This is a genomic window from Pontibacillus chungwhensis, from assembly GCF_030166655.1.
Classification (GTDB): Bacteria; Bacillota; Bacilli; order Bacillales; family BH030062; genus Pontibacillus.
On sequence record NZ_CP126446.1, the window covers coordinates 2,117,191 to 2,137,444 of the forward strand.

Sequence of the window (20,254 nt, forward strand, 5' to 3'; positions counted from 1 at the left end):
TCTTTTGTCTATCTAGGATTGAGGCTTGAAGTTTTGGAATACATTCTGATCTGGTATAGGATATGCTTCTTTGTCTAACAGATGATTGATAATCATTTTGTTACGATGGACGGCCAATCCAAGGTTTGTTGAACCGACACCGTGAGTATGAGAAATGCCGCTATGCACATAGATCTCATTCTTTACCTCTTTTGTTTTTTCCACTCGGTAATCTGCCTTTACTTTGTAACGACCTTGATCATCCCATTGTATTAAATCTTGAAGGGAATTTATAAACGCCGGTACATAAGGTTTATAGCCAGTAGCTGTAATGACCACTTCTGTTTCATGAATGAAAGATGTTCCTTCTTGATGATGAGTGCAAGCTATCTCGTATCCTTCCCCTTCAGCTTTCTGATGAATCCCATCTACCTCAGTCAAGACTTGCAGCCCTACATCGAGCACTTCACCCCCGACGGAATATTCATACAGAAGATCATATATATCCGTAACCGTATGGGTACTAATCCCTTTATAATATAGTCCTTGTGTTGCAAACACTTCGTCTTTTTTTGATTGAGGAAGATTGTAGAAGTAGTCTACATAATCAGGTGAAAAGTGTTCAAGGCTTAATTTTGATTCTTCCATTGAGGCAAATCCAGGCGAACGCGTAATCCAATCGAGGCGAAACTTATGCTCTCTTTGTTCTTTTAATAATTCTCTGAATGCTTCAGCAGCACTTTGTCCAGATCCAATTACAGTAATAGACCTTGCAGTTCTACATCGTTCTAAATGATCCTTGAAGTGTGCTGTATGGAAGACATCTTCTTTCGGTAACCGATCGAATGAATCAGGCATTACTGGTGAACTGCCTGTACCTAAAAGAATATGCTTAGTTTTATACACGCTTTTGTCTCCAGTTTCTGTATCAATCACATTTAATTCGAAATACGTTTCATTGTCTTCTATGTAGCGAACGTCATCAACCCTGCTTGAGAACTGGCATGCATTTATTTGTTTTGCAACCCATTGGCAATAATCGTTATACTCTCTTCTTGGAATATCTAAGCGCTGCAGGAAATAAAACGGATACATTCTTCCTTGTTCATTAATGTAATTTAAAAAGGAATAATGGCTTTTTGGATTCGCCATCGTCACTAAGTCGGCTATAAAAGGTACTTGCATTTTGGTACCTTCAATTAACATCCCCGGATGCCAATCAAACGATGATCGTTGTTCGAAAAATAAAGCATCGACCTCAGGGTGATCCTCTAACAAAGCAGCCATACTTAAATTAAACGGGCCAACCCCAACTCCTATTAAGTCATACATTTTGTCTGAACTCATGATTTACATGTCCCCTTTTTCAATTAAAGAATGATGCAATTCTGATTTCTTTCATCTATTAATAGTAACATATTCTTCACTATTAAGAGTTTTAAGGGGGAAGGCATAAAAAAACGGAAAGATTGTTCTCTTTCCGTTTACTGGTTAAAAGCTTCCGCTATAAGTTTATAGGATTGTTTTTTCTTCTCGAAATCGTAAATATTTGTTATGAGCAATAGTTCAGATGCTTGATATTCGGCCGCAAGAGTTTCTAACCTTTCTTTCACTTCATTGGGGGTACCAATGACAGCTCTCTTCCTATTTTGCTCAACCTTTCGAAGTTCTTCTTGCGTAAAGGTGTGTTCTTTAACTTCCTGGACAGAAGGAACTCTTGTTTCGATCCCTTTTTCCACTTGAAGTAACCACATATCCTGACTTAAAGCTAATTCTTCCGCTTCCTCATGTGTAGGTGCACAGACTACAAACACACAAGCATTGATAAATGGGTCCTGTCTTTCTGGAGATGGCCTGAATCGTTCTAAATAAGTAGAAATCGCTTCTGAAGAATGCGCCGGACTAATGAAATGACCAAATGTGAAACCAGTACCATTAATCGCAGCATGTTTAGCACCTCGTTCTGATAAACCTAAAACCCATGTTTGTGGGTTGGAAGTTGTTTCTGGGGTAGCAATGACTCCTTTATAAGGGTGATCGTCAGGTAATGTGTTATATAAGTATCCATGAAGGTCTTTTACTTGTCTTGAGAAAGCACTGAGCATTTTTTGAGTTCCGTCTGTGAGAGCTAAACGAGTCTTTTGGCCACCACCCGGGGAACGTCCAAGGCCAAGATCAATACGACCAGGAAACATAGCTTCAAGCATTTTAAAATTTTCAGCTACCTTTAATGGGCTGTATTGAGGCAATAAAACCCCGCCTGACCCCACTCGAATGGTTTTCGTTACGGATGCAATTCGAGCTATTAATATTTCAGGTGATGTGCTGGCAAGTCCATTTGTATTGTGGTGCTCAGCAACCCAGTATCGAAAATAGCCAAGTGACTCAGTAAATTGAGCCAGCTCAAGTGTATTGGATAAGGTTTGTTCTGGTGTGCTTCCTTTTGAAATGGGAGCTTGGTCTAATACGCTAAGTTTCACTATAGGTCTCTCCTAACTCTTTAGTACTTCTATAGCATTTTCCTATACAATCAATTATATTTCGAGTCGTTTGCTCAATTATAAAGAGGACAGTTCGTAAACTGTCCTCTGTTTGACTAGTCCTTCTTATTTAAAGCGGTTTGAATATCGTCCTTATAGGCGTATGAGAATATTAGGGATACGAATATCGCTCCGCCTATAATATTCCCAATACTTGCTGGGATTAGATTTAAGAATAAGAATTCGTACCATTCATACTGGTCAGAAGCTAATATCCCCATACTGAAATATCCCATGTTCGCTGCACTGTGCTGGAAGTTACCGGCTACGAACAAAACGACAGGTAATGTGGTACCAAGTATTTTCCCTGTTAAATCTCTGGCTGATGTTGTTAAGAAAGCGGCCATACCAATTAACCAGTTGGCAAGAATCCCTGAAACGATAATCTGAAACCATCCAACCCATCCATGATCAAGAAACTTCATTTTCTTATCTAAGTACATGGACAACTCGGTGTAAAAGGAATCAGATAGAGATGAAGATAACTGAATTAATACGGCCACAAATAGCGCCCCTATGATGTTTCCTATATAAGCAGAAAGCCAAAATTTTAAAATATTTTTTTGTTTTTCCATAGCATTAAAGACATAAGTTGGCAGTAGAACATTTACTTCTGTAAAAAGAACGGAACCTGATATAAACACCATTGCGTACCCTGCTGCAAAACCAAAGCCTGAAAGAAGATGATAAAAACCTTTTACTTCAACTTCAATGGCCAAAAGAATGGAAAATAGTGCACCAAATGTCATAAATGAACCTGCTGTTAAAGCAAGGATAAATTGAGATCGAAAAGGTTTTGAAAGGTGATCTTTTCCCTTTTGAGCAAATTCACTAACAATTTGAGAAGGTATGTAGAACTGCCTCCCCGGACGATCTGGATTCGTCCTGGATTCAATTGTGGTCCCTATATTCTTATCTTCCTGTTCTTCATCTGTTTGTGCTTCATCGTTAACTTGTTTGTCTTCTGACATGTCTCATCCCTCCACTTCCCTCGGCTATTCCCTTTAACTATAAATTTTAATCACATGTGAGCCGCTTGTTTCTCATCATTTACTTATTGTAAAAGTAGAAGGTGTAGACATGACAATCTCAGGATCCTCTTCAAGTTGACGACTTAGTGTAAATAACGCTTCATCCTTTTGTTTGGCTTCTATCATACAATCAATTTGATTGGTTGAACCCGATACATATTCCACAAACGTCTTGAACATGTTATAGTCCACAAGATCCGCATGACTTTTAAAATCCTTTGAACTTTTAGGGCTCGATATATGCATCTTTATTGGTAAAGAAGAGTGTTCCCATGTTTGAATAACCCTCTCCCACTGCTTTGTCCAGTCTGATTCAACGTGATTGGCCATGTGGTGATGAAGGTCAAAGATGAACGGTATATTGAGCTTCTCACAAACATATAAGCAATCTTCCATAGTAAATATCTTATCGTCATTCTCTAACATCACCATTTTCTGAATTCCAGATGGTACATAAGCCCAATTCTCTATAAATTGTTCCAATGCTTTTTCTTTATTCTGATAACCTCCGCCAAGATGCAGCACGCAGCGATGGGTTGGATCAATGCCCATAGCGTGAAGCAATCGATAATGGTACTTTAAAACGAGTAGTGAAAATTTAAAATTGTGTTGATCAGGACTATTTAATACCACGAAATGATCAGGGTGAAAATCAATTCTCATGTCCTTTTCAGTAGCAAACTGTCCAATAGCCGTTAGGTGCTCTTTTAAAGGCTGGATGTAATTCCAATCCGATAACTCCTCATGAGTTGCGAGAGGAATCAGGCGAGAACTCATGCGGAAAAAGGTGATACCAGAAGCGGCTGAATGTTTTAACAACCTTAATGTGTTCTCAAGATTAGACTCAGCAATGCGTTCAAGCTTCCGAATTGCAGCTTCTCTGTCTTGTAAAGCAGAAAACTGGCGATAAGTCATCGTTTGAGACGGGGACGCATTCTGGACATGAACACTCATAGCTACGTACCCTAATCGAAACTTAGTCATCTTTTCATCTCCTCGGTCGTTGTTAGAGATAGTTTTTTCACAAGCGAAAGGGTTTATGTACAAGATTGTAGGTATGGTACAATCAGCATAAAAGACATCTAGCGGAGGTATAAGTGAGTGAACAAGAAGCTATATCAAGAAGCAGAACAATTTATACATAGATGCTATGGTGAATTAGGCAGAACTGATAAAGAAATGCAGGATCGCTTAAGCGAAATACATTATGACATCGCCCGTACCGGCCATTATGATCATACATTTGAAGAACTAGAGTATGGAGCAAAGATGGCCTGGCGTCAAAGCAATCGATGTATCGGAAGGTTGTTTTGGGATTCATTACAAGTATTTGATTATCGTAATATCTCTTCTGCAGATGAAGTCTATCAAGCTCTATGTCACCATTTGGACTATGCCACAAATGAAGGGAAAATCCGTTCTACTATATCCGTTTTCAAGCCGCGAAAGTTAGAAGAAGACCCTGTCCGTATTTTAAATCACCAACTTTTACGATATGCAGGTTACCAAGGGGAAGATGGTATTATTGGGGACCCCGCTTCCCTTTCTTTCACAGACTATTGCCAATCCATTGGTTGGCAAGGGAACCATACAGCCTTTGACCTTTTACCCTGGGTCATAGAGGTCAAAGGCAAGAAGCCGGTTTGGTATGAAGTCCCCCTTTCTCTTGTGAAAGAGGTACCTCTAAGGCATCCTGATTATGAATGGTTTCAAGATTTACAATTAAAGTGGTATGCGGTACCTATCATTTCAGATATGATGCTTGAAATTGGAGGCATTGAATATGTAGCTGCCCCTTTTAATGGGTGGTATATGGAAACTGAGATTGGTGCGAGGAATTTGGCTGATGAATTTCGCTATGACTTGTTGCCAGAAATAGCAACAAGAATGGGCTTGAGTACAAAAAGGAATCGGTCTCTCTGGAAGGATCGCGCATTACTCGAATTAAATACGGCTGTCCTTCACTCTTTTAAAGAAGAAGGTGTCAGCATTGTCGATCATCACACGGCAGCTAGTCAATTTAAACGATTTGAAGAAAAAGAGAGAGGGTGTGGTCGATCCATTACAGGAGACTGGACGTGGTTAATCCCACCAATTTCCCCTGCGTCTACTCATATTTTTCACCAATCCTATGATAACACTGTGAAGAGCCCTAACTTCCTATACCAATCAAATCCTTATGAAGAACCGAAACCAAAATGTCCTCACAGAGATATATAATTCCCGTGCATCACACATAAAAAAACGCTTAGACATAGTCTAAGCGTTTTGTTTATTTATTGCTCTTCTAATACACGGATATATTCTCTCATATAGTCAGGTAAGTCAGGTGGCCTGCGGCTTGATACCAAATGACCATCAACTGTCACAGCTTCATTCACCCATTCAGCTCCGGCATTCATCATATCATCCTTAATACCTGGTGTACTCGTAACACGTTTGCCATTTAGGATATTCGCAGAAATTAAGACCCAGCCTGCATGGCAGATTTGGCCGATGACTTTCTTATCTTCATTCATACTTTGTACCATTTTAAGAATCGAGTCATATCGACGAAGTTTATCCGGGGACCATCCACCTGGTACAAGGATTGCATCATAATTACTAGCTTCTACCTCTTCGAAAGAACAATCTGATGTAATGGGAACACCATATTTCCCTGTATATTGTTCATTCGCTTTTTCCCCTGCAATATGAACCTCTGCTCCTTCTTCACGTAAACGTAGAACAGGATACCATAGTTCAAGGTCTTCAAATTCATCACTTACAATCTGAATAACTTTTTTTCCTTGTAGTCTCAAAAAGGATCGTCCTCCTAACATGTAGTTCCCTTCCTATTTAACATGATTCACTACTTGAATGCAATGATGAGGGTAAAGTGTTTTTTACTTGCATCTATTAGTCTGAAAATTTAGAATATAAATAACGAATGCTCTATTAGCTATACCGAGTGGTCGTTCAATTATTTGAAAGCGCTATCAATAGCGTACATACACTTAAGGAGGCAATTATAATGATTTATGCAAATCCAGGTGAACAGAATTCAAAGGTTACATTTAAAGAACGGTATGAGAATTATATTGGTGGAAAGTGGACAGCCCCATCTGGTGGTGAATACTTCAAAAATGTCAGCCCCGTTAATGGTCAAGTCTTCTGTGAAGTAGCACGATCGACGGAAGATGATATCAACCTGGCAATTGATGCAGCTGATGAAGCGAAGAAATCATGGGGAGAAACATCAACGACAGAACGAGCAAATCTTTTAAATAAAATAGCTGATCGAATGGAAGATAACCTAGAGATGTTAGCCGTAGCAGAAACATGGGATAATGGGAAAGCGGTTCGTGAAACTCTCGCTGCCGATCTCCCATTAGCGGTGGACCACTTCCGTTACTTTGCAGGATGTATTCGTGCTCAAGAAGGCTCAATTGGTGAAGTAGACGGGGATACCATTGCCTATCATTTCCATGAGCCACTTGGTGTGGTTGGGCAAATCATCCCTTGGAACTTCCCTATCTTAATGGCTACATGGAAACTGGCTCCTGCATTAGCCGCTGGGAATTGCGTCGTATTGAAGCCAGCTGAACAAACCCCGGCTTCTATTATGGTATTAATGGAGTTAATTGAAGATATTCTTCCGCCAGGAGTTGTGAATATAGTAAACGGATTCGGTGTAGAAGCAGGTAAACCTCTTGCTCAAAGTGACCGAATTTCAAAAATTGCTTTCACCGGAGAAACGACTACAGGGCGATTAATTATGCAGTACGCTTCACAAAATATCATTCCTGTTACACTTGAATTAGGTGGTAAATCTCCAAATATCTTCTTTAAAGATGTAATGGATAAAGATGATGATTTCCTGGATAAAGCCATTGAAGGATTTATCATGTTTGCTTTAAATCAAGGAGAAGTCTGTACGTGCCCTTCTCGAGCCCTGATCGATGAGTCTATCTATGATGAGTTTATGGAGCGAGCAATTGAAAGGGTTAAGTCCATCAAACAAGGAAATCCTCTGGATACGGAAACCATGATGGGGGCACAAGCCTCTAGTGAACAGCTTGAAAAGATCCTTTCTTATTTGGAAATCGGCAAGGAAGAGGGTGCTGAATGTCTCATTGGTGGATCTAGAAATACATTAGAAGGTGACTTAAGTGAAGGTTACTTCGTAAATCCAACTATCTTTAAAGGATCAAATGATATGAGAGTCTTCCAGGAAGAAATTTTTGGTCCAGTCGTTTCCGTTACGACATTTAAATCTGAGGAAGAAGCGATGAACATTGCCAATGATACGCTATATGGATTAGGCGCAGGGGTATGGACGCGAAATATTAATACCGCTTATCAATTTGGGCGTGGGATTGAAGCGGGTCGTGTGTGGACGAATTGTTACCATGCCTACCCTGCTCATGCAGCGTTTGGAGGATATAAAATGTCAGGAATTGGGCGTGAAAATCACAAAATGATGCTTTCCCATTACCAACAAACTAAAAATATGCTCGTGAGTTATAGTCCGAAGAAATTAGGATTTTATTAAAATGGAACAAGTGCTAGCAACAGAAGAGGCTCTTGAACTTATTGAAAAGTTAAAAGCCAAACATGGCCCTCTTTTATTTCATCAGTCAGGTGGATGTTGTGATGGCAGCTCCCCCATGTGTTACCCGGAAGGAGATTTTTTAATCGGAAAATCGGATGTCCATCTAGGTGACATTGGAGGTTGCCCTTTCTATATGAACAAAAAACAATATGAGTATTGGAAACATACTCAGCTGATCATCGATGTTGTAGAAGGACGTGGGGGTATGTTTTCATTAGAGGGACCAGAAGGCGTGCGTTTCTTAACACGCTCTAAAGTGCTTCCTAAATAGTAAATAAAAAGGCTGTTCCGCTATGGAACAGCCTTTACGTTTAACCATTATTCATTATGATGTTTCGCACGTTGGTCTGCTTCTTTTGAGCGCTCTTGCGCTTTACGATCCGCCTCATCTGCGAATTCTTGTGAGAATTCTACATCGCGTCCGTCTTCAACAATGTCATGCTTCGGTGTTTGAGAAAGATCACGTGTTTTATTTTTGTTTTTCCCTTTTTTACTTTGTCCTCTTGTCATAAAAGATTCACCTCATATATGGAATAGGGGTCTTATTTGGCCCCTGCTTAGTATGTGTTAATTGGTAAAGGTTATGAAAAAAAGTTAAATGAGATAACCCCATAACTTTAAAAAGTCATGGGGTTATTTATATTACTTATAGAAGGTTTTCATTGGTCTTCTGTTGAGTAAATAAACTGACAAGAATGTAAATCACTAATGATAAAAGTACTGGCATCACAACAGTATGCATACCAAACAGTGGGGAGCTTGTCCATTGATCGATAGCAATATATGAACTGATCCCTACTAGCATAGAAGCTAATGCTCCGTACTTGTTCCCTTTCGACCAGTACAATCCCAGAACGACTGGCCATATGAATACAGCTTCTAATCCACCAAACGCGAACAGATTTAACCAAATTAGAAGATCAGGAGGATTTAACGCCATTAAAAATACCAGGATCCCGAGAACAGCAGTGATGGTAATACTTAACTGTTTAACCTTATGATTACTTGCTTCTGGTTTTATATAATTTAAGTAGACATCTTTAACAATGGCTGAACTGACGAGAAGTAATAAGGAATCCACTGTAGACATAATGGCAGCCATTGGAGCTGCAAGTACGATTCCCGCTAACCAAGGAGGAAGCACTTCTTGCGCAATAAGTGGCATAACTTTGTCTCCGACTTCAATCCCTGGAAGGATAGGTCGTGCAAACACACCTATTAAATGCATGTTTAACATGATAAAGCCTACAACAATCGTTCCGATAATTAGCGCACGATGCATAGCTTTAGAACTTTTATACGACATAGCTCTAACGGTAACCTGTGGCAACCCTACGACACCCACGCCCACTAGTATCCAAAAAGAGGATACATAGCTCGGACTTAGATCAAGATTAGCTCCATAAGGAGTTAATAAGTTAGGATTTTCTGCCGATAAGTCAGCCACAATGGAAGGAACCCCTCCTCCTGCAATGATCGTCGCTATAAGAAGTATGAGAGTCCCAAAGAACATCACAATTCCTTGAACGGTATCCGTAAGGGCAACGGCTCGGAATCCTCCAATAATGACATAGACCAACACAGATAAAGCGAATAAGAAAAGAGCACTCGTGTAGGACAGGCCTGTAATGGATTCAATAAGCCTAGCTCCACCTACCCATTGGGCAGCCATGGCAGAAAATAAGAAAATGATGATACTTAAGGCTGAAGTAATCACAACCCATTTACTTTGGTACCTTTCCTTTAGGAAATCGATTAGCGTAACGGCATTGTATTTTCTTGACATAATCGCAAATTTCTTTCCGAGTATCATGAGTACAAAATATCCTGTTGCCACTTGACTCATAGCAAGCAAAACCCAGCCAAGCCCTTGGGTATATGCTACACCAGGCCCTCCAACAAAACTGCTTGCACTTCCGTATGTAGCGGTCATTGTCATAGCTAGGATAAATCCGCCTAGCTGACGGCCACCAAGAAAATAATCTTCTAAGAAAGTATTAGAAGCATGTAGCTCCCGACTGCTCCATAATCCAATCATAAAAATGACAACTAAAAATAGTAATAATGGAATAATGACAGACAGATTCATTCTTGTCCTCCTTCCTCTTGATCGAAAGGAACTTCTTTAAACCACACGGTTACCACAAATGTAACAAGTACAGCCATCAAAATGAATCCACCTATGCAGCTATAAACAAACCACGAGGGTAAACCAAGTATATACGTATAATCTTCAGGAGAACGGTCCCCTAGTCCGTATGCAAAAGCAAACCACCATATAAAATTAATTAAGGCTAAACCGACTCCAATTAAAGCTTCGCGATGAGCGATTTTATACCTGGGATCACTACTATTGTTTTTCACATAGGTCCCTCCTCTTTTTATGTTGGAGATTTATCACCATAAAATCTCCCCAATCGACAACGTTTATGTCGGTGGCACTAGTTATCATATCGGTTTTTAGGCTCTATGAAAAGGTAAAAGTTCATGATTTTCAATAATAAAAAAAGAACGACGAAGTCGTTCCTTTTTTTACTCACAATCAATTTTCCCTTAGAACTGGAAGCGAAACAATGAAAGTTGTTCCTTGACCTTTTTTACTCTCTACACGTATGGATCCGTTATGACTTTCAATGATTTTATAAGTCATCATTAATCCCAACCCGTTCCCGTTTTCTTTTGTTGTATAGAATGGTTCCCCAAGCTGTTTCAATTGATGTTCTGGGATGCCTTCCCCTGTATCACGTACATATATCGTTAAGAATTCGTCTGATGATTCCATAAAGATCGTTACTTCACCGCCAGGTTCATTGGCTTCAATTCCATTTTTCACAAGATTTAAAAACACTTGTTTTAATCTGTCCTCGTCACAATGAAGGAGTGGTGACTCGTTCGGTTCTTGGAATTGTAAGGATACTTTATTTTTTCGGGCCTGATAATTTAATAATGATAAGACGTTTTGGATAATTGGGGTTATTCTCTTTTCCTCTAAATGAACGGCTCTCGGCTTTGATAAGACCATAAACTCTTCAACAATGACGTTGACCCTTTCAATTTCATCAACAATAATATCGAGCAGATCTCTCCTATTAAGATCCTCCTCGTCTAATTGAAGATATTCGGCATACCCTCTCATTGAAGTAAGGGGGTTCCGTATCTCGTGTGCAACTCCTGCAGCTAGTTGACCTACTGCTGCTAATTTATCTTGTCGATGCAACACTTCTTCTGTCTTTTTGCGCTCTGTAATATCATTGCGAATGGATAAGTATTGATACGGTTTTCCACTTTCGTTCATGAACGGAATGATTGTTGTATCAACCCAATAAAATGTCCCATCTTTCTTTTTGTTCCTAATTTCACCTCTCCAAACATGGCCTGTGCCAATTGACTTCCATAGTTGTTTGAAGAACTGAGATGGATGATAGGAAGAATTCAAAATGCGATGATCTTCCCCGATTAGCTCTCCACGTGTATAGCCAGATATTTCACAGAACTTATCATTTACCGTTTTGATTTTACCTTTTTCATCTGTAATAGCCACAATCGTTGATTGGTTTAATGCAAACTCAATATCTTGTACTTCTTTAAGCGCGTTTCGAAGTTGGTGCTCTGCTTCTTTCCTTGTGGTAATATTTGATCGAATGGCTATATACTGATAGGGTTTTCCTTTAGCATTCAGAAAGGGAACAATTGTGGTATCTACCCAATAGTAGGACCCGTCTTTCGCTTGGTTTTTAATTTCTCCCTTCCACACCTGTCCTGTTCCTATCGTTTTCCAAAGTTCTTTAAAGAAATCTTTTGAATGATACCCAGAACTTATTAGGCTATGATCTTGACCAATAAGTTCATCTTCTTTATAACCAGATATCTCACAAAATTTTTGATTCACATATGTAATGATACCTTTCGAGTCTGTTATGGCTACAATGGATGATTGATCAAGAGCAAATGTGATATCTCTAACATACGTATCTTTTGATGCTAATCTTGTATTTAATAAGGTACTAGAGACGAGCACTCCTGCAATGATTAATACCGACATAAATAACAAGAAATAGACAGAGAAAGAATGATTACCAGTAACGGGTAAACCATTTGTAATGACGGCTTCCTCAAAGGAAACTGATTTCGATAATAAGAAATACCCTTCTACAATTGCTCCTGTAATAATGATGGAACTAATGGGTTTTAACCAAGGGTTTTTAGAATAAATTAAGTTCTTATAGTAAAATAAAATCCATAATGCTAATAGAAAAGATCCATATAGAAGGATTAACGACCAACTGAGAATAAATGGCTGGTAATAAACAGATGATTTTAATGTGTACATCCCTGTCACATGGGTTGCGAACACCCCCATCGTTAAGAAAAAACTTCCCAGAAATAAATACATTACTTTCTCGGAGTGATTTGTAACAAAATAAAACGCGATTCCAGCAAACGTGATCCCTAATCCAACGGACAAAATAGTCAGCGGAACTTGATTATTCATCACATTATATGAATCAGAAGATAGCATGGTTAGAAAGTTCATAACCCAGATCCCAATTCCCATTGAAATCATTCCACCTATAAATAGAAACTGACCATTCCGTTCAGATGTTTTATATAACGTAAATAGATCTAAAGCAGTATATGAGGTCATTAAGGTAAGTAAAATAGCAATTAAAAATAAAATCGGACTATAGGAAGCTAACATTGATTCCATTATAGGCCCCCTTCTCCCTGAGGTTTCTCCTACTATTGTACTGGAAACCCTATCCTTGTAAAACCATATTTTTTCTTTAAATGAAAACAAAAAAAAGACTCCCCAGTAATAGAGGAGTCTCTCGTTATTATTTAAGAAATCTTTAAGTGACGATTTTTCCCTTTTAAGATCTGGAATACACCAAATAATGCAAGGCCAAGAGAAACGATACCTAATAACCATCTACCATAAGGTTGAGAGGCTAATTCTCCTAACGCAGCATCGAGTCCAGTTGCTTGTTGTGAACTGGCTGTCATAGCCATTTGGATAAAGAAATATCCGATGATTAGCATCACAACACCTCTTGCTAAGAGACCATATTTGCCTGTACGTCGAACAAGTTTCTTTTCACCTTGATTCATTTCACCAAATTTAAATTCTTTCTTAAATTTCTCCGTGAACCCTTTGTACATTTCATAAAGTCCATATCCAATTATGACGACACCCACTGCTCCAATAATCCATTGTCCAGTTGGCTGAGATAAAACTTTCGCAATTAAACTTTGTTTTGAATTACCTGAAGATCCACCGGAAGAACCCAAAGAGCTTGATGCCAGTGATATGGCCTTATAAGCTAGTGCTCCGTAAATGATCCCACTAATTAAGTAAGCAATTCGTTTACCAATACCTGATGTATCTTTCCCTTCGTGTTCAGGGTCTTTCACTACCTGTATAATTCTCCACATTACATATCCAATTAATCCTACTGCTGTGATCCATAGAATGATATTTCCATAAGGTTTGCTAGCAATTGTGGCTAAAGCACCTTTTGTTCCTGTTGTTTTTCCTCCGCTAACACCTAGTGCAGCCATTAAAGATAAGATTCCTAGTAAAACATAAACGGCGCCTTTGGCTGTGTACCCGAAACGTGCAAATCCCCGAACCCAAGGTTTTACATCCTGACTAGCCTGGTTCGCTTTTTGCTCGGTTCGTCTAGCAGCACGCTTCGCGTCATTCATCGCACCTGCCATTATAACCTCTCCTTTAATTGAATTGATACTGTACAATCCCCGCTTAGGAAAGATAAGAAACCTCTCATCTCTTAAAATAGGTACAATGTGCCACATATTGTTGCAGAATCGGCTACGTGTTAGATTAGTCAATTTGTATGTAAAAAAGCCTGGAATATTATATTCCAGGCTTTAGATAAGTTTATGATGTTTGCATTAATTCTTTACGCTGCTGTTCTACTTTCTCATCGTTAATATACTCGTCATACGTCATATATTTGTCGATTAGACCATTTGGTGTGATTTCAATAATTCGGTTTGCAATCGTATCAATGAACTGATGGTCATGAGAAGTGAAAAGCATGGACCCTTTGAAGTTTGTAAGCCCTTCGTTTAAAGCAGTGATGGATTCAAGGTCTAAGTGGTTTGTTGGTTCATCTAATAGAAGAACGTTTGATCCGCTTAGCATCATCTTAGAAAGCATACAGCGTACTTTTTCTCCCCCAGATAACACGCTTGGTTTTTTCTTCACTTCTTCACCGGAGAATAGCATACGTCCTAAGAAACTGCGAAGGAACGTTTCTGTCTGATCTTCTGGTGAATATTGACGTAACCAGTCGACTAGAGTTTGATCATCGTTTTGGAAGAATGCAGAGTTATCTTTCGGGAAATAGCTCTGAGAAGTGGTTACTCCCCATTTGTACGTCCCTTCATCTGCTTCCATTTCTCCCATAATGATTTTAAATAGTGTTGTTTTGGCAATTTCATTATCGCCTACAAGCGCAATTTTATCGTCTTTATTCATAGTGAAAGATACATTATCTAGTACTTTCACACCGTCAATGGTTTTTGTAAGCCCTTCTACAGTAAGAAGGTCATTACCAATTTCACGGTCAGGCTTAAAGGCAACATAAGGATAACGACGACTTGATGGTTGAATGTCATCAAGTGATATTTTATCAAGTAGTTTCTTACGTGAAGTAGCCTGTTTAGATTTAGATTTATTCGCGCTAAATCGCTGAATAAATTCTTTTAGTTCTTTTGCTTTTTGTTCTTTCTTTTTGTTCTCTTCTTTTGCTAACTTTTGAGCTAACTGACTGGATTCATACCAGAAGTCGTAGTTACCTACATAGACATTAATTTTACCAAAGTCAAGGTCAGCAATGTGAGTACATACACTGTTTAAGAAGTGACGGTCGTGAGAAACCACGATAACTGTACCTTCAAAGTTAATTAAAAACTCTTCAAGCCACTGAATCGCACGCAGGTCAAGGTGGTTGGTAGGCTCATCCAGAAGTAGAACATCCGGATTTCCAAATAGTGCTTGAGCTAAAAGTACTTTTACTTTCTCAGAACCTGTTAGGTCCGCCATTTTTTTGGTGTGAAGTTCTTCAGTAATACCAAGACCCGTTAGTAATCTTGCTGCATCTGATTCTGCTTCCCAACCATTCATTTCAGCGAATTCACCTTCTAGTTCTGCTGCACGCATACCATCTTCTTCAGTGAAATCTGCTTTCATATAAATTTCATTTTTTTCCTGCATTACTTCATAAAGACGCTTATACCCCATCATTACAACTTGCATTACTTCATATTCTTCATATTCAAAGTGGTTCTGTTTCAATACAGCCATACGATGATTAGATGCTAATGAAACATCTCCAGACTGGGATTCAATCTCGCCGGAAAGGATTTTAAGAAACGTTGATTTACCAGCGCCATTTGCACCGATTAAACCGTAACAGTTTCCTGCTGTGAATTTTATATTGACGTCTTCGAATAACTTCTGATCGCCAAATCGTAAACTAACATTATTTACATTAAGCATATGGGTTGTATTCCTCCAATATTTAAATGGTACCATCGTGATTATATCACTGTAAACGCAATATAGATAGTGGTTCAACGAGAAAAAGGAGACAAGCTCTAAATGAACATTGTCTCCTCCATTATTTACACTCCAAAGAATTCTAACCAGATTTTAACCGCACTTCCTAAAATTAAAACGGCTAAGATCGTTTGAAGTACTTTTGTGTTTATTTTTTTAGCAGCATTTGCACCAAGAGGTGAAGCGAGAAGACTTGCGACAATCATGATAGCTGCCGGTCCGTACTCAACTTGCCCTGTAGTAATCTTACCAACTGTTGCACCAATTGATGAAATAAATGTAATAGCCAGAGAGCTAGCAATGGTCATTCGTGTAGGAATCTTCAGAACTACCAGCATGATTGGTACTAAAATAAATGCACCGGCTGCACCAACAATCCCTGCGCCAATTCCTGTTACAAAGGCAAGAATAGACGCTAATGCTTTAGGAAATGTAACTTCATTCATATTCTCATCGTCGATCCCTTTTTTAGGGATAAACATCATGATAGCGGCTATTGTAGCCAGCAGTCCATACACTAAATTAACACCAGTATCTGACATTAGCCTAGATCCATATCCACCTATAAAACTACCAATAAGAATGCTTACTCCCATGTAGGCAATAAGAGATTTATTTAAGTAACCACCTTTACGATATGCCCAAACACCGCCGATTGTAGCAAAAAAGACTTGAACGGCACTGATACCGGAGACTTCATGAGCTGTAAAAGCTGTGAACCCTAATAAAGGTGGTATATATAATAACATTGGATATTTAATGATTGAGCCACCTATTCCAACCATTCCAGATACAAATGACCCCGCGAAACCAATGAGAAATATTGTGATTATAAAAGAAAAATCCATATCTTTTCAGCCTCCCATGCTTCTTCTTGCTGAATAATTAACACCCAATAAAAAGATCAGTCCCCGATCTTATACATTCCTTCTAAAAAAGATTGGGAGCTGATCTTTTAATCGGACGAGAAAAATTATAATTAGATAAATAAGTTCACGTTTCCTTCTTCTGCATCTGCTAAATAAGCTGCCACACCTGCATAGGTAATATCATCTAAAAGTTCTTCTCTTTGGAATCCAAGAAGATCCATAGTCATTTGACATGCTACAAGGTTAATCTCTTGCATTTGAGCCATTTCAATTAGAGCTGGTAAAGAAGTGGTATTGTGCTTCTTCATTACTTTCTTAATCATTTTAGGTCCGATTCCAGCCATGTTCATATTAGAAAGCCCCATTTTGTCTGCTCCACGAGGCATCATTTTGCCAAACATTTTCTCTAGGAATCCTTTTTGAACCTCAACCTGTTCATCTTTACGAAGAGCATTTAATCCCCAGAACGTATGGAAGATTGTAACTTCATGGTCGTAAGCAGCTGCTCCATTTGCAATAATATAGGCCGCCATAGCTTTATCGTAATCACCACTAAATAAAATGATGTTTGTCTTTTTGGTTGTAGACATTGATTAACTCCTCCTTCATACTAATACAAGTAGGGGTATAGAAGGGAGTGAAAAAACTCCCCTCTGTCTTTTATTATCCCTTACGAATCCAGAATGTAATAACTCCGTCTTCTTCTTTGTGGTCTACTACTTCGTGTCCGCCAGATTTTGCCCAAGCAGATAAATCTGCAACAGCACCTTGGTCTGTTGTTTGTACTTCTAAAACATCTCCAGAGTTAAGTTCCTGGATGGATTTTTTTGTTTTAATAATTGGCATTGGGCATGCCATACCTTTTACATCTAATACTGTTGTACTCATATTCATACCTCCAAGTGGTTTTTGTTTAATACCTATATGGGTATATTAATACGAATGATACAAAACGTCAACCCCTAGGGGTATATTTTTTTAGGGTCCTCGTATTGGTTCCCTTAATTAATATCTGATATAGTGTGAACATAAGAAGAGGAGGAATGAAAATAGAACTATGAAGCAATTATTCTTAATAGGAGCTGGACATGCCCATTTACATATAATAAATCAACTTCGTAAAGAATCCCTGGAAGATGTCGAGGTGACTCTCCTATCCCCCGCTCCCTATCAATACTATTCAGGTATGTTCTCAGGATACGCTGAGGGGTTATATTCAGAAGAAGATATCAGCGTGTACCTCCCAGGGTTGTGTGAACAAGCTTCTGTAGAATTTAAAGAAGAGTTTGTTGTCTCTATAGATGCGAAACAAAAAATATTACTCACAGATCAAGGGAGTGTTCTATCGTATGATGTGGCGTCCTTTGACATTGGGTCCCTTACGGCAAGCACAGATTTAGAAGGAGTTAAAGAATACGCTAGACGTATTAAACCAAACTATCACTTCCCTCAAATGGTTGATGAGGTAAGGCATGCAGAGCACCTCTCAATAGTGGGTGGTGGTATTGCAGGGGTTGAACTAGCATTATCATTGCAATCGTGGAGAGAAAAACATAATAAGGGGAAAGATGTAACAATCATAAGCGGCTCGAATCGATTGCTTTCTGGTGAAACAAAAGATATTTCACGGAAAGTGGAGCAAATAGTCGCGAGGAAAGGAATTACGATTCTTAAAGACAGTCATGTTACGAAAATGACTAAGAATCATATATATATGGACCAGGGAGATGCTCTCGAATACACGGATGCCCTTTGGCTAGCCGGCCCAAAAGCCCCCGGCGTATTTGAACAATCCAAACTTCCCACTGATAATAAAGGTTATTTACAAGTAGAATCCACTCTCCAAGTAAAAAAACACCCTTCAATATTTGGAGCCGGAGACTGCATTAGCCTATCTGAGCATCCGGAACTTCCTAAAAACGGCGTTTTTGCCATTCGTCAAGCTCCAATTCTATGGGAAAACATTAAAGGTTTTTTATCTACTGGAGATGGAAGTCATTATATCCCGCAGAAAAAATGGCTTGCAATTATGTCAGTCGGCGAAAAAGAAGGATTCCTTCTTTACGGAAAATGGTCCTATAAAGGCAAATTGGCATGGAAGTTAAAAAACCGCATCGATCGAAAGTTTATGAAACAATATCAAACGTAAAGAAGCGAGTCCCTCTAGGACTCGCTTCTTTTAGAAGAATTCATCATTATTCATATAAGTCAGTACGTCGGTCTTGAAATATAGGGATCTGGGTACGTATCCCTTCTACAATACTCATATCAAGTTCAGCTTCAAGAATCATTTCCTGGTCCCCTGCTTCAGTTATGACTTCCCCCCACGGGTTCACTATGATTGAATGACCACCAAAAGAATTCTTAGGGTCGCTACCTACGCGGTTACATGCAACAACATAACATTGATTTTCAATTGCACGGCTAATTAGGAGACTTCTCCAATGATCAATACGTGGAGTTGGCCATTGAGCTACAACAAATAAAATTTCACTCCCATTTATCGTGTGGGTCCTCATCCATTCCGGGAAGCGAATATCATAACAAATAAATCCTGAGCTAGGATAACCTTCAATATCAAAATGACTCTTATCGCTCCCGGCACTTAAATATTTATGTTCATCCATAAGTTGGAACAAATGAGCTTTGCTATATTCTAATTGTAATTCTCCATTTTTATTAAACACATACATGGTATTTGTGGCTTTCCCTTTTTCTATCTTCGCTACAGATCCACCCACAATATTTACGCTGTACCTTTTGGCTAATTGAGAGAGAAATTGTTGGCTATTTTCACCAAGCGGGTCCGCAATTTCATCTAATCTTGTGAGGTCATACCCTGTATTCCAAAGCTCAGGCATAACCACAACATCTATATCTTGAAGTGCTTCTGTTTGACCCATCTTCCATTCGATGTAATTCTGATTTTTAACAGGGTCACCGTATGTAATATCAATTTGAAGTATAGCGACGTGTAAATTCACATAAAGACCTCCCGATACCATTTGTACACACGATAGCGTATCTACCCCTTCAATTGCAAGAAAATTCATTTTATCTCATGCACAAAAAAAGACCTCACGATTTGTGAGGTCCTCTATGGATCATCAATTCCATTTAGCGCTGTTATTCTCTACGACTTGTAGTTCTTTTACAGATGTCACCATTTTGCTCTTGCAAATTGGACACGTAGGGGTTTCTTCAGACTTAAAGTTATCCCTCATCCATGCATTGCAATCTTCAGAGGAGCATTCCCAAATTTTCAGGTCCTGCTTCTTGATCTCTTCTTGTTTCTTTTTACCAAATGCCATCTACTAAACGCCTCCTTGGAAAAGACTTATATTAGAAAAACAAATGATGGTTCACTTGCTTTTCCCATACCTTCATCTTTTAGAGAACTGAAACTTAGAGAAAGTATATATAAAAAGCTACCTTTGGAGGTAGCTTTTTAATTCTTATAATTTAGTTACGTTAGCCGCTTGTGGTCCACGGTTACCTTCTGTTACTTCAAATTCAACGCTTTGGCCTTCTTCAAGAGACTTGAAGCCTTCTTCGTTGATCGCACTGAAGTGTACGAATACATCGTCTTCACCTTGTACTTCGATGAAGCCAAAACCTTTTTCTGCGTTAAACCATTTTACTGTACCTGTTTTCAT

Annotated in this window: 21 protein-coding genes; 4 read left to right on the forward strand and 17 right to left on the reverse strand. The window is 38.9% G+C overall.

Annotated elements, in window-relative coordinates:
* Positions 1-12 precede the first annotated feature (12 nt).
* From QNI29_RS10910 to uvsE, 4 genes are all read right to left on the reverse strand, one after another.
* Entirely contained in the window at positions 13-1,326 is a 1,314-nt protein-coding gene (locus QNI29_RS10910; protein WP_231416512.1) for a lysine N(6)-hydroxylase/L-ornithine N(5)-oxygenase family protein, read from the reverse strand.
* Positions 1,327-1,463: 137 nt separating this feature from the next.
* Entirely contained in the window at positions 1,464-2,462 is a 999-nt protein-coding gene (locus QNI29_RS10915) for an LLM class flavin-dependent oxidoreductase (protein WP_284526995.1), read from the reverse strand.
* A gap of 113 nt (positions 2,463-2,575) precedes the next feature.
* Positions 2,576-3,490: a formate/nitrite transporter family protein gene (locus tag QNI29_RS10920; RefSeq protein ID WP_231416514.1), complete on the reverse strand. Its 915-nt coding sequence runs from the start codon at positions 3,488-3,490 to the stop codon at positions 2,576-2,578.
* Positions 3,491-3,565: 75 nt separating this feature from the next.
* A complete protein-coding gene (gene uvsE / locus QNI29_RS10925) occupies positions 3,566-4,534 on the reverse strand; it encodes a UV DNA damage repair endonuclease UvsE (RefSeq protein WP_231416515.1) in 969 nt (322 codons plus the stop codon).
* 117 nt (positions 4,535-4,651) lie between these two features.
* On the opposite strand from uvsE, the gene QNI29_RS10930 reads away from it, so the two are divergent.
* On the forward strand, positions 4,652-5,770 hold the full coding sequence (locus tag QNI29_RS10930; RefSeq protein ID WP_231416516.1) for a nitric oxide synthase oxygenase: 1,119 nt from the start codon (positions 4,652-4,654) through the stop codon (positions 5,768-5,770).
* Between the two features lie 56 nt (positions 5,771-5,826).
* On the opposite strand, the gene QNI29_RS10935 is transcribed toward QNI29_RS10930, so the two are convergent.
* On the reverse strand, positions 5,827-6,351 hold the full coding sequence (locus QNI29_RS10935; RefSeq protein ID WP_231416517.1) for a type 1 glutamine amidotransferase domain-containing protein: 525 nt from the start codon (positions 6,349-6,351) through the stop codon (positions 5,827-5,829).
* 212 nt (positions 6,352-6,563) lie between these two features.
* Here QNI29_RS10935 and adh point away from each other — a divergent pair, with 212 nt between their 5' ends.
* On the forward strand, positions 6,564-8,084 hold the full coding sequence (adh, locus tag QNI29_RS10940; protein WP_231416518.1) for an aldehyde dehydrogenase: 1,521 nt from the start codon (positions 6,564-6,566) through the stop codon (positions 8,082-8,084).
* A gap of 1 nt (position 8,085) precedes the next feature.
* A complete protein-coding gene (locus QNI29_RS10945; protein WP_231416519.1) occupies positions 8,086-8,415 on the forward strand; it encodes a DUF779 domain-containing protein in 330 nt (109 codons plus the stop codon).
* 47 nt (positions 8,416-8,462) lie between these two features.
* Here the strand turns inward: QNI29_RS10945 and QNI29_RS10950 are convergent, their stop codons facing one another.
* The 9 genes from QNI29_RS10950 to QNI29_RS10990 all read right to left on the reverse strand — a co-directional run bounded on the left by QNI29_RS10950 (position 8,463) and on the right by QNI29_RS10990 (position 17,486).
* Positions 8,463-8,654, reverse strand: coding sequence for a YfhD family protein (locus QNI29_RS10950; RefSeq protein ID WP_231416520.1), 192 nt, complete (start codon positions 8,652-8,654; stop codon positions 8,463-8,465).
* Between the two features lie 136 nt (positions 8,655-8,790).
* On the reverse strand, positions 8,791-10,233 hold the full coding sequence (gene panF / locus QNI29_RS10955; RefSeq protein ID WP_231416521.1) for a sodium/pantothenate symporter: 1,443 nt from the start codon (positions 10,231-10,233) through the stop codon (positions 8,791-8,793).
* On the reverse strand, positions 10,230-10,508 hold the full coding sequence (locus tag QNI29_RS10960) for a YhdT family protein (protein WP_231416522.1): 279 nt from the start codon (positions 10,506-10,508) through the stop codon (positions 10,230-10,232). Before QNI29_RS10960 ends, panF begins: the two co-directional genes overlap by 4 nt.
* 178 nt (positions 10,509-10,686) lie before the next feature.
* The gene (locus QNI29_RS10965; RefSeq protein WP_231416523.1) at positions 10,687-12,852 is read right to left on the reverse strand and encodes a PAS domain S-box protein; all 2,166 of its coding nucleotides are present in this window, start codon (positions 12,850-12,852) and stop codon (positions 10,687-10,689) included.
* A gap of 131 nt (positions 12,853-12,983) precedes the next feature.
* A complete protein-coding gene (locus tag QNI29_RS10970; RefSeq protein ID WP_231416524.1) occupies positions 12,984-13,862 on the reverse strand; it encodes a DUF1206 domain-containing protein in 879 nt (292 codons plus the stop codon).
* 181 nt (positions 13,863-14,043) lie between these two features.
* Positions 14,044-15,669: an ABC-F family ATP-binding cassette domain-containing protein gene (locus QNI29_RS10975; protein WP_231416525.1), complete on the reverse strand. Its 1,626-nt coding sequence runs from the start codon at positions 15,667-15,669 to the stop codon at positions 14,044-14,046.
* A gap of 125 nt (positions 15,670-15,794) precedes the next feature.
* On the reverse strand, positions 15,795-16,577 hold the full coding sequence (locus tag QNI29_RS10980; protein WP_231416526.1) for a sulfite exporter TauE/SafE family protein: 783 nt from the start codon (positions 16,575-16,577) through the stop codon (positions 15,795-15,797).
* Positions 16,578-16,708: 131 nt separating this feature from the next.
* Positions 16,709-17,188 (reverse strand): DsrE/DsrF/DrsH-like family protein, encoded by a 480-nt coding sequence (locus tag QNI29_RS10985; protein ID WP_231416527.1) that lies wholly within the window; start codon positions 17,186-17,188, stop codon positions 16,709-16,711.
* 73 nt (positions 17,189-17,261) lie between these two features.
* Entirely contained in the window at positions 17,262-17,486 is a 225-nt protein-coding gene (locus tag QNI29_RS10990) for a sulfurtransferase TusA family protein (protein ID WP_370635429.1), read from the reverse strand.
* Between the two features lie 169 nt (positions 17,487-17,655).
* Here QNI29_RS10990 and QNI29_RS10995 point away from each other — a divergent pair, with 169 nt between their 5' ends.
* On the forward strand, positions 17,656-18,747 hold the full coding sequence (locus tag QNI29_RS10995) for an FAD-dependent oxidoreductase (RefSeq protein ID WP_231416529.1): 1,092 nt from the start codon (positions 17,656-17,658) through the stop codon (positions 18,745-18,747).
* A gap of 46 nt (positions 18,748-18,793) precedes the next feature.
* On the opposite strand, the gene QNI29_RS11000 is transcribed toward QNI29_RS10995, so the two are convergent.
* From QNI29_RS11000 to QNI29_RS11010, 3 genes are all read right to left on the reverse strand, one after another.
* Positions 18,794-19,582 (reverse strand): carbon-nitrogen family hydrolase, encoded by a 789-nt coding sequence (locus QNI29_RS11000; RefSeq protein WP_231416530.1) that lies wholly within the window; start codon positions 19,580-19,582, stop codon positions 18,794-18,796.
* 123 nt (positions 19,583-19,705) lie between these two features.
* Entirely contained in the window at positions 19,706-19,909 is a 204-nt protein-coding gene (locus QNI29_RS11005; protein ID WP_036779151.1) for a cold-inducible protein YdjO-related protein, read from the reverse strand.
* 144 nt (positions 19,910-20,053) lie between these two features.
* A complete protein-coding gene (locus QNI29_RS11010; RefSeq protein ID WP_036779154.1) occupies positions 20,054-20,254 on the reverse strand; it encodes a cold-shock protein in 201 nt (66 codons plus the stop codon).

Excerpts from the sequence above, each read along its gene's own strand:
- QNI29_RS10950 (WP_231416520.1), bottom strand. The coding sequence starts at position 8,654 with ATGACAAGAGGACAAAGTAAAAAAGGGAAAAACAAAAATAAAACACGT.
- QNI29_RS10910 (WP_231416512.1), bottom strand. The coding sequence starts at position 1,326 with ATGAGTTCAGACAAAATGTATGACTTAATAGGAGTTGGGGTTGGCCCG.
- QNI29_RS10985 (WP_231416527.1), bottom strand. The coding sequence starts at position 17,188 with ATGTCTACAACCAAAAAGACAAACATCATTTTATTTAGTGGTGATTAC.
- QNI29_RS10945 (WP_231416519.1), top strand. The coding sequence starts at position 8,086 with ATGGAACAAGTGCTAGCAACAGAAGAGGCTCTTGAACTTATTGAAAAG.
- QNI29_RS10965 (WP_231416523.1), bottom strand. The coding sequence starts at position 12,852 with ATGGAATCAATGTTAGCTTCCTATAGTCCGATTTTATTTTTAATTGCT.
- QNI29_RS10975 (WP_231416525.1), bottom strand. The coding sequence starts at position 15,669 with ATGCTTAATGTAAATAATGTTAGTTTACGATTTGGCGATCAGAAGTTA.
- QNI29_RS10920 (WP_231416514.1), bottom strand. The coding sequence starts at position 3,490 with ATGTCAGAAGACAAACAAGTTAACGATGAAGCACAAACAGATGAAGAA.
- QNI29_RS10970 (WP_231416524.1), bottom strand. The coding sequence starts at position 13,862 with ATGGCAGGTGCGATGAATGACGCGAAGCGTGCTGCTAGACGAACCGAG.
- panF (WP_231416521.1), bottom strand. The coding sequence starts at position 10,233 with ATGAATCTGTCTGTCATTATTCCATTATTACTATTTTTAGTTGTCATT.
- QNI29_RS10980 (WP_231416526.1), bottom strand. The coding sequence starts at position 16,577 with ATGGATTTTTCTTTTATAATCACAATATTTCTCATTGGTTTCGCGGGG.
- uvsE (WP_231416515.1), bottom strand. The coding sequence starts at position 4,534 with ATGACTAAGTTTCGATTAGGGTACGTAGCTATGAGTGTTCATGTCCAG.
- QNI29_RS10990 (WP_370635429.1), bottom strand. The coding sequence starts at position 17,486 with ATGAGTACAACAGTATTAGATGTAAAAGGTATGGCATGCCCAATGCCA.
- QNI29_RS10995 (WP_231416529.1), top strand. The coding sequence starts at position 17,656 with ATGAAGCAATTATTCTTAATAGGAGCTGGACATGCCCATTTACATATA.
- adh (WP_231416518.1), top strand. The coding sequence starts at position 6,564 with ATGATTTATGCAAATCCAGGTGAACAGAATTCAAAGGTTACATTTAAA.
- QNI29_RS11005 (WP_036779151.1), bottom strand. The coding sequence starts at position 19,909 with ATGGCATTTGGTAAAAAGAAACAAGAAGAGATCAAGAAGCAGGACCTG.
- QNI29_RS11010 (WP_036779154.1), bottom strand. The coding sequence starts at position 20,254 with ATGAAAACAGGTACAGTAAAATGGTTTAACGCAGAAAAAGGTTTTGGC.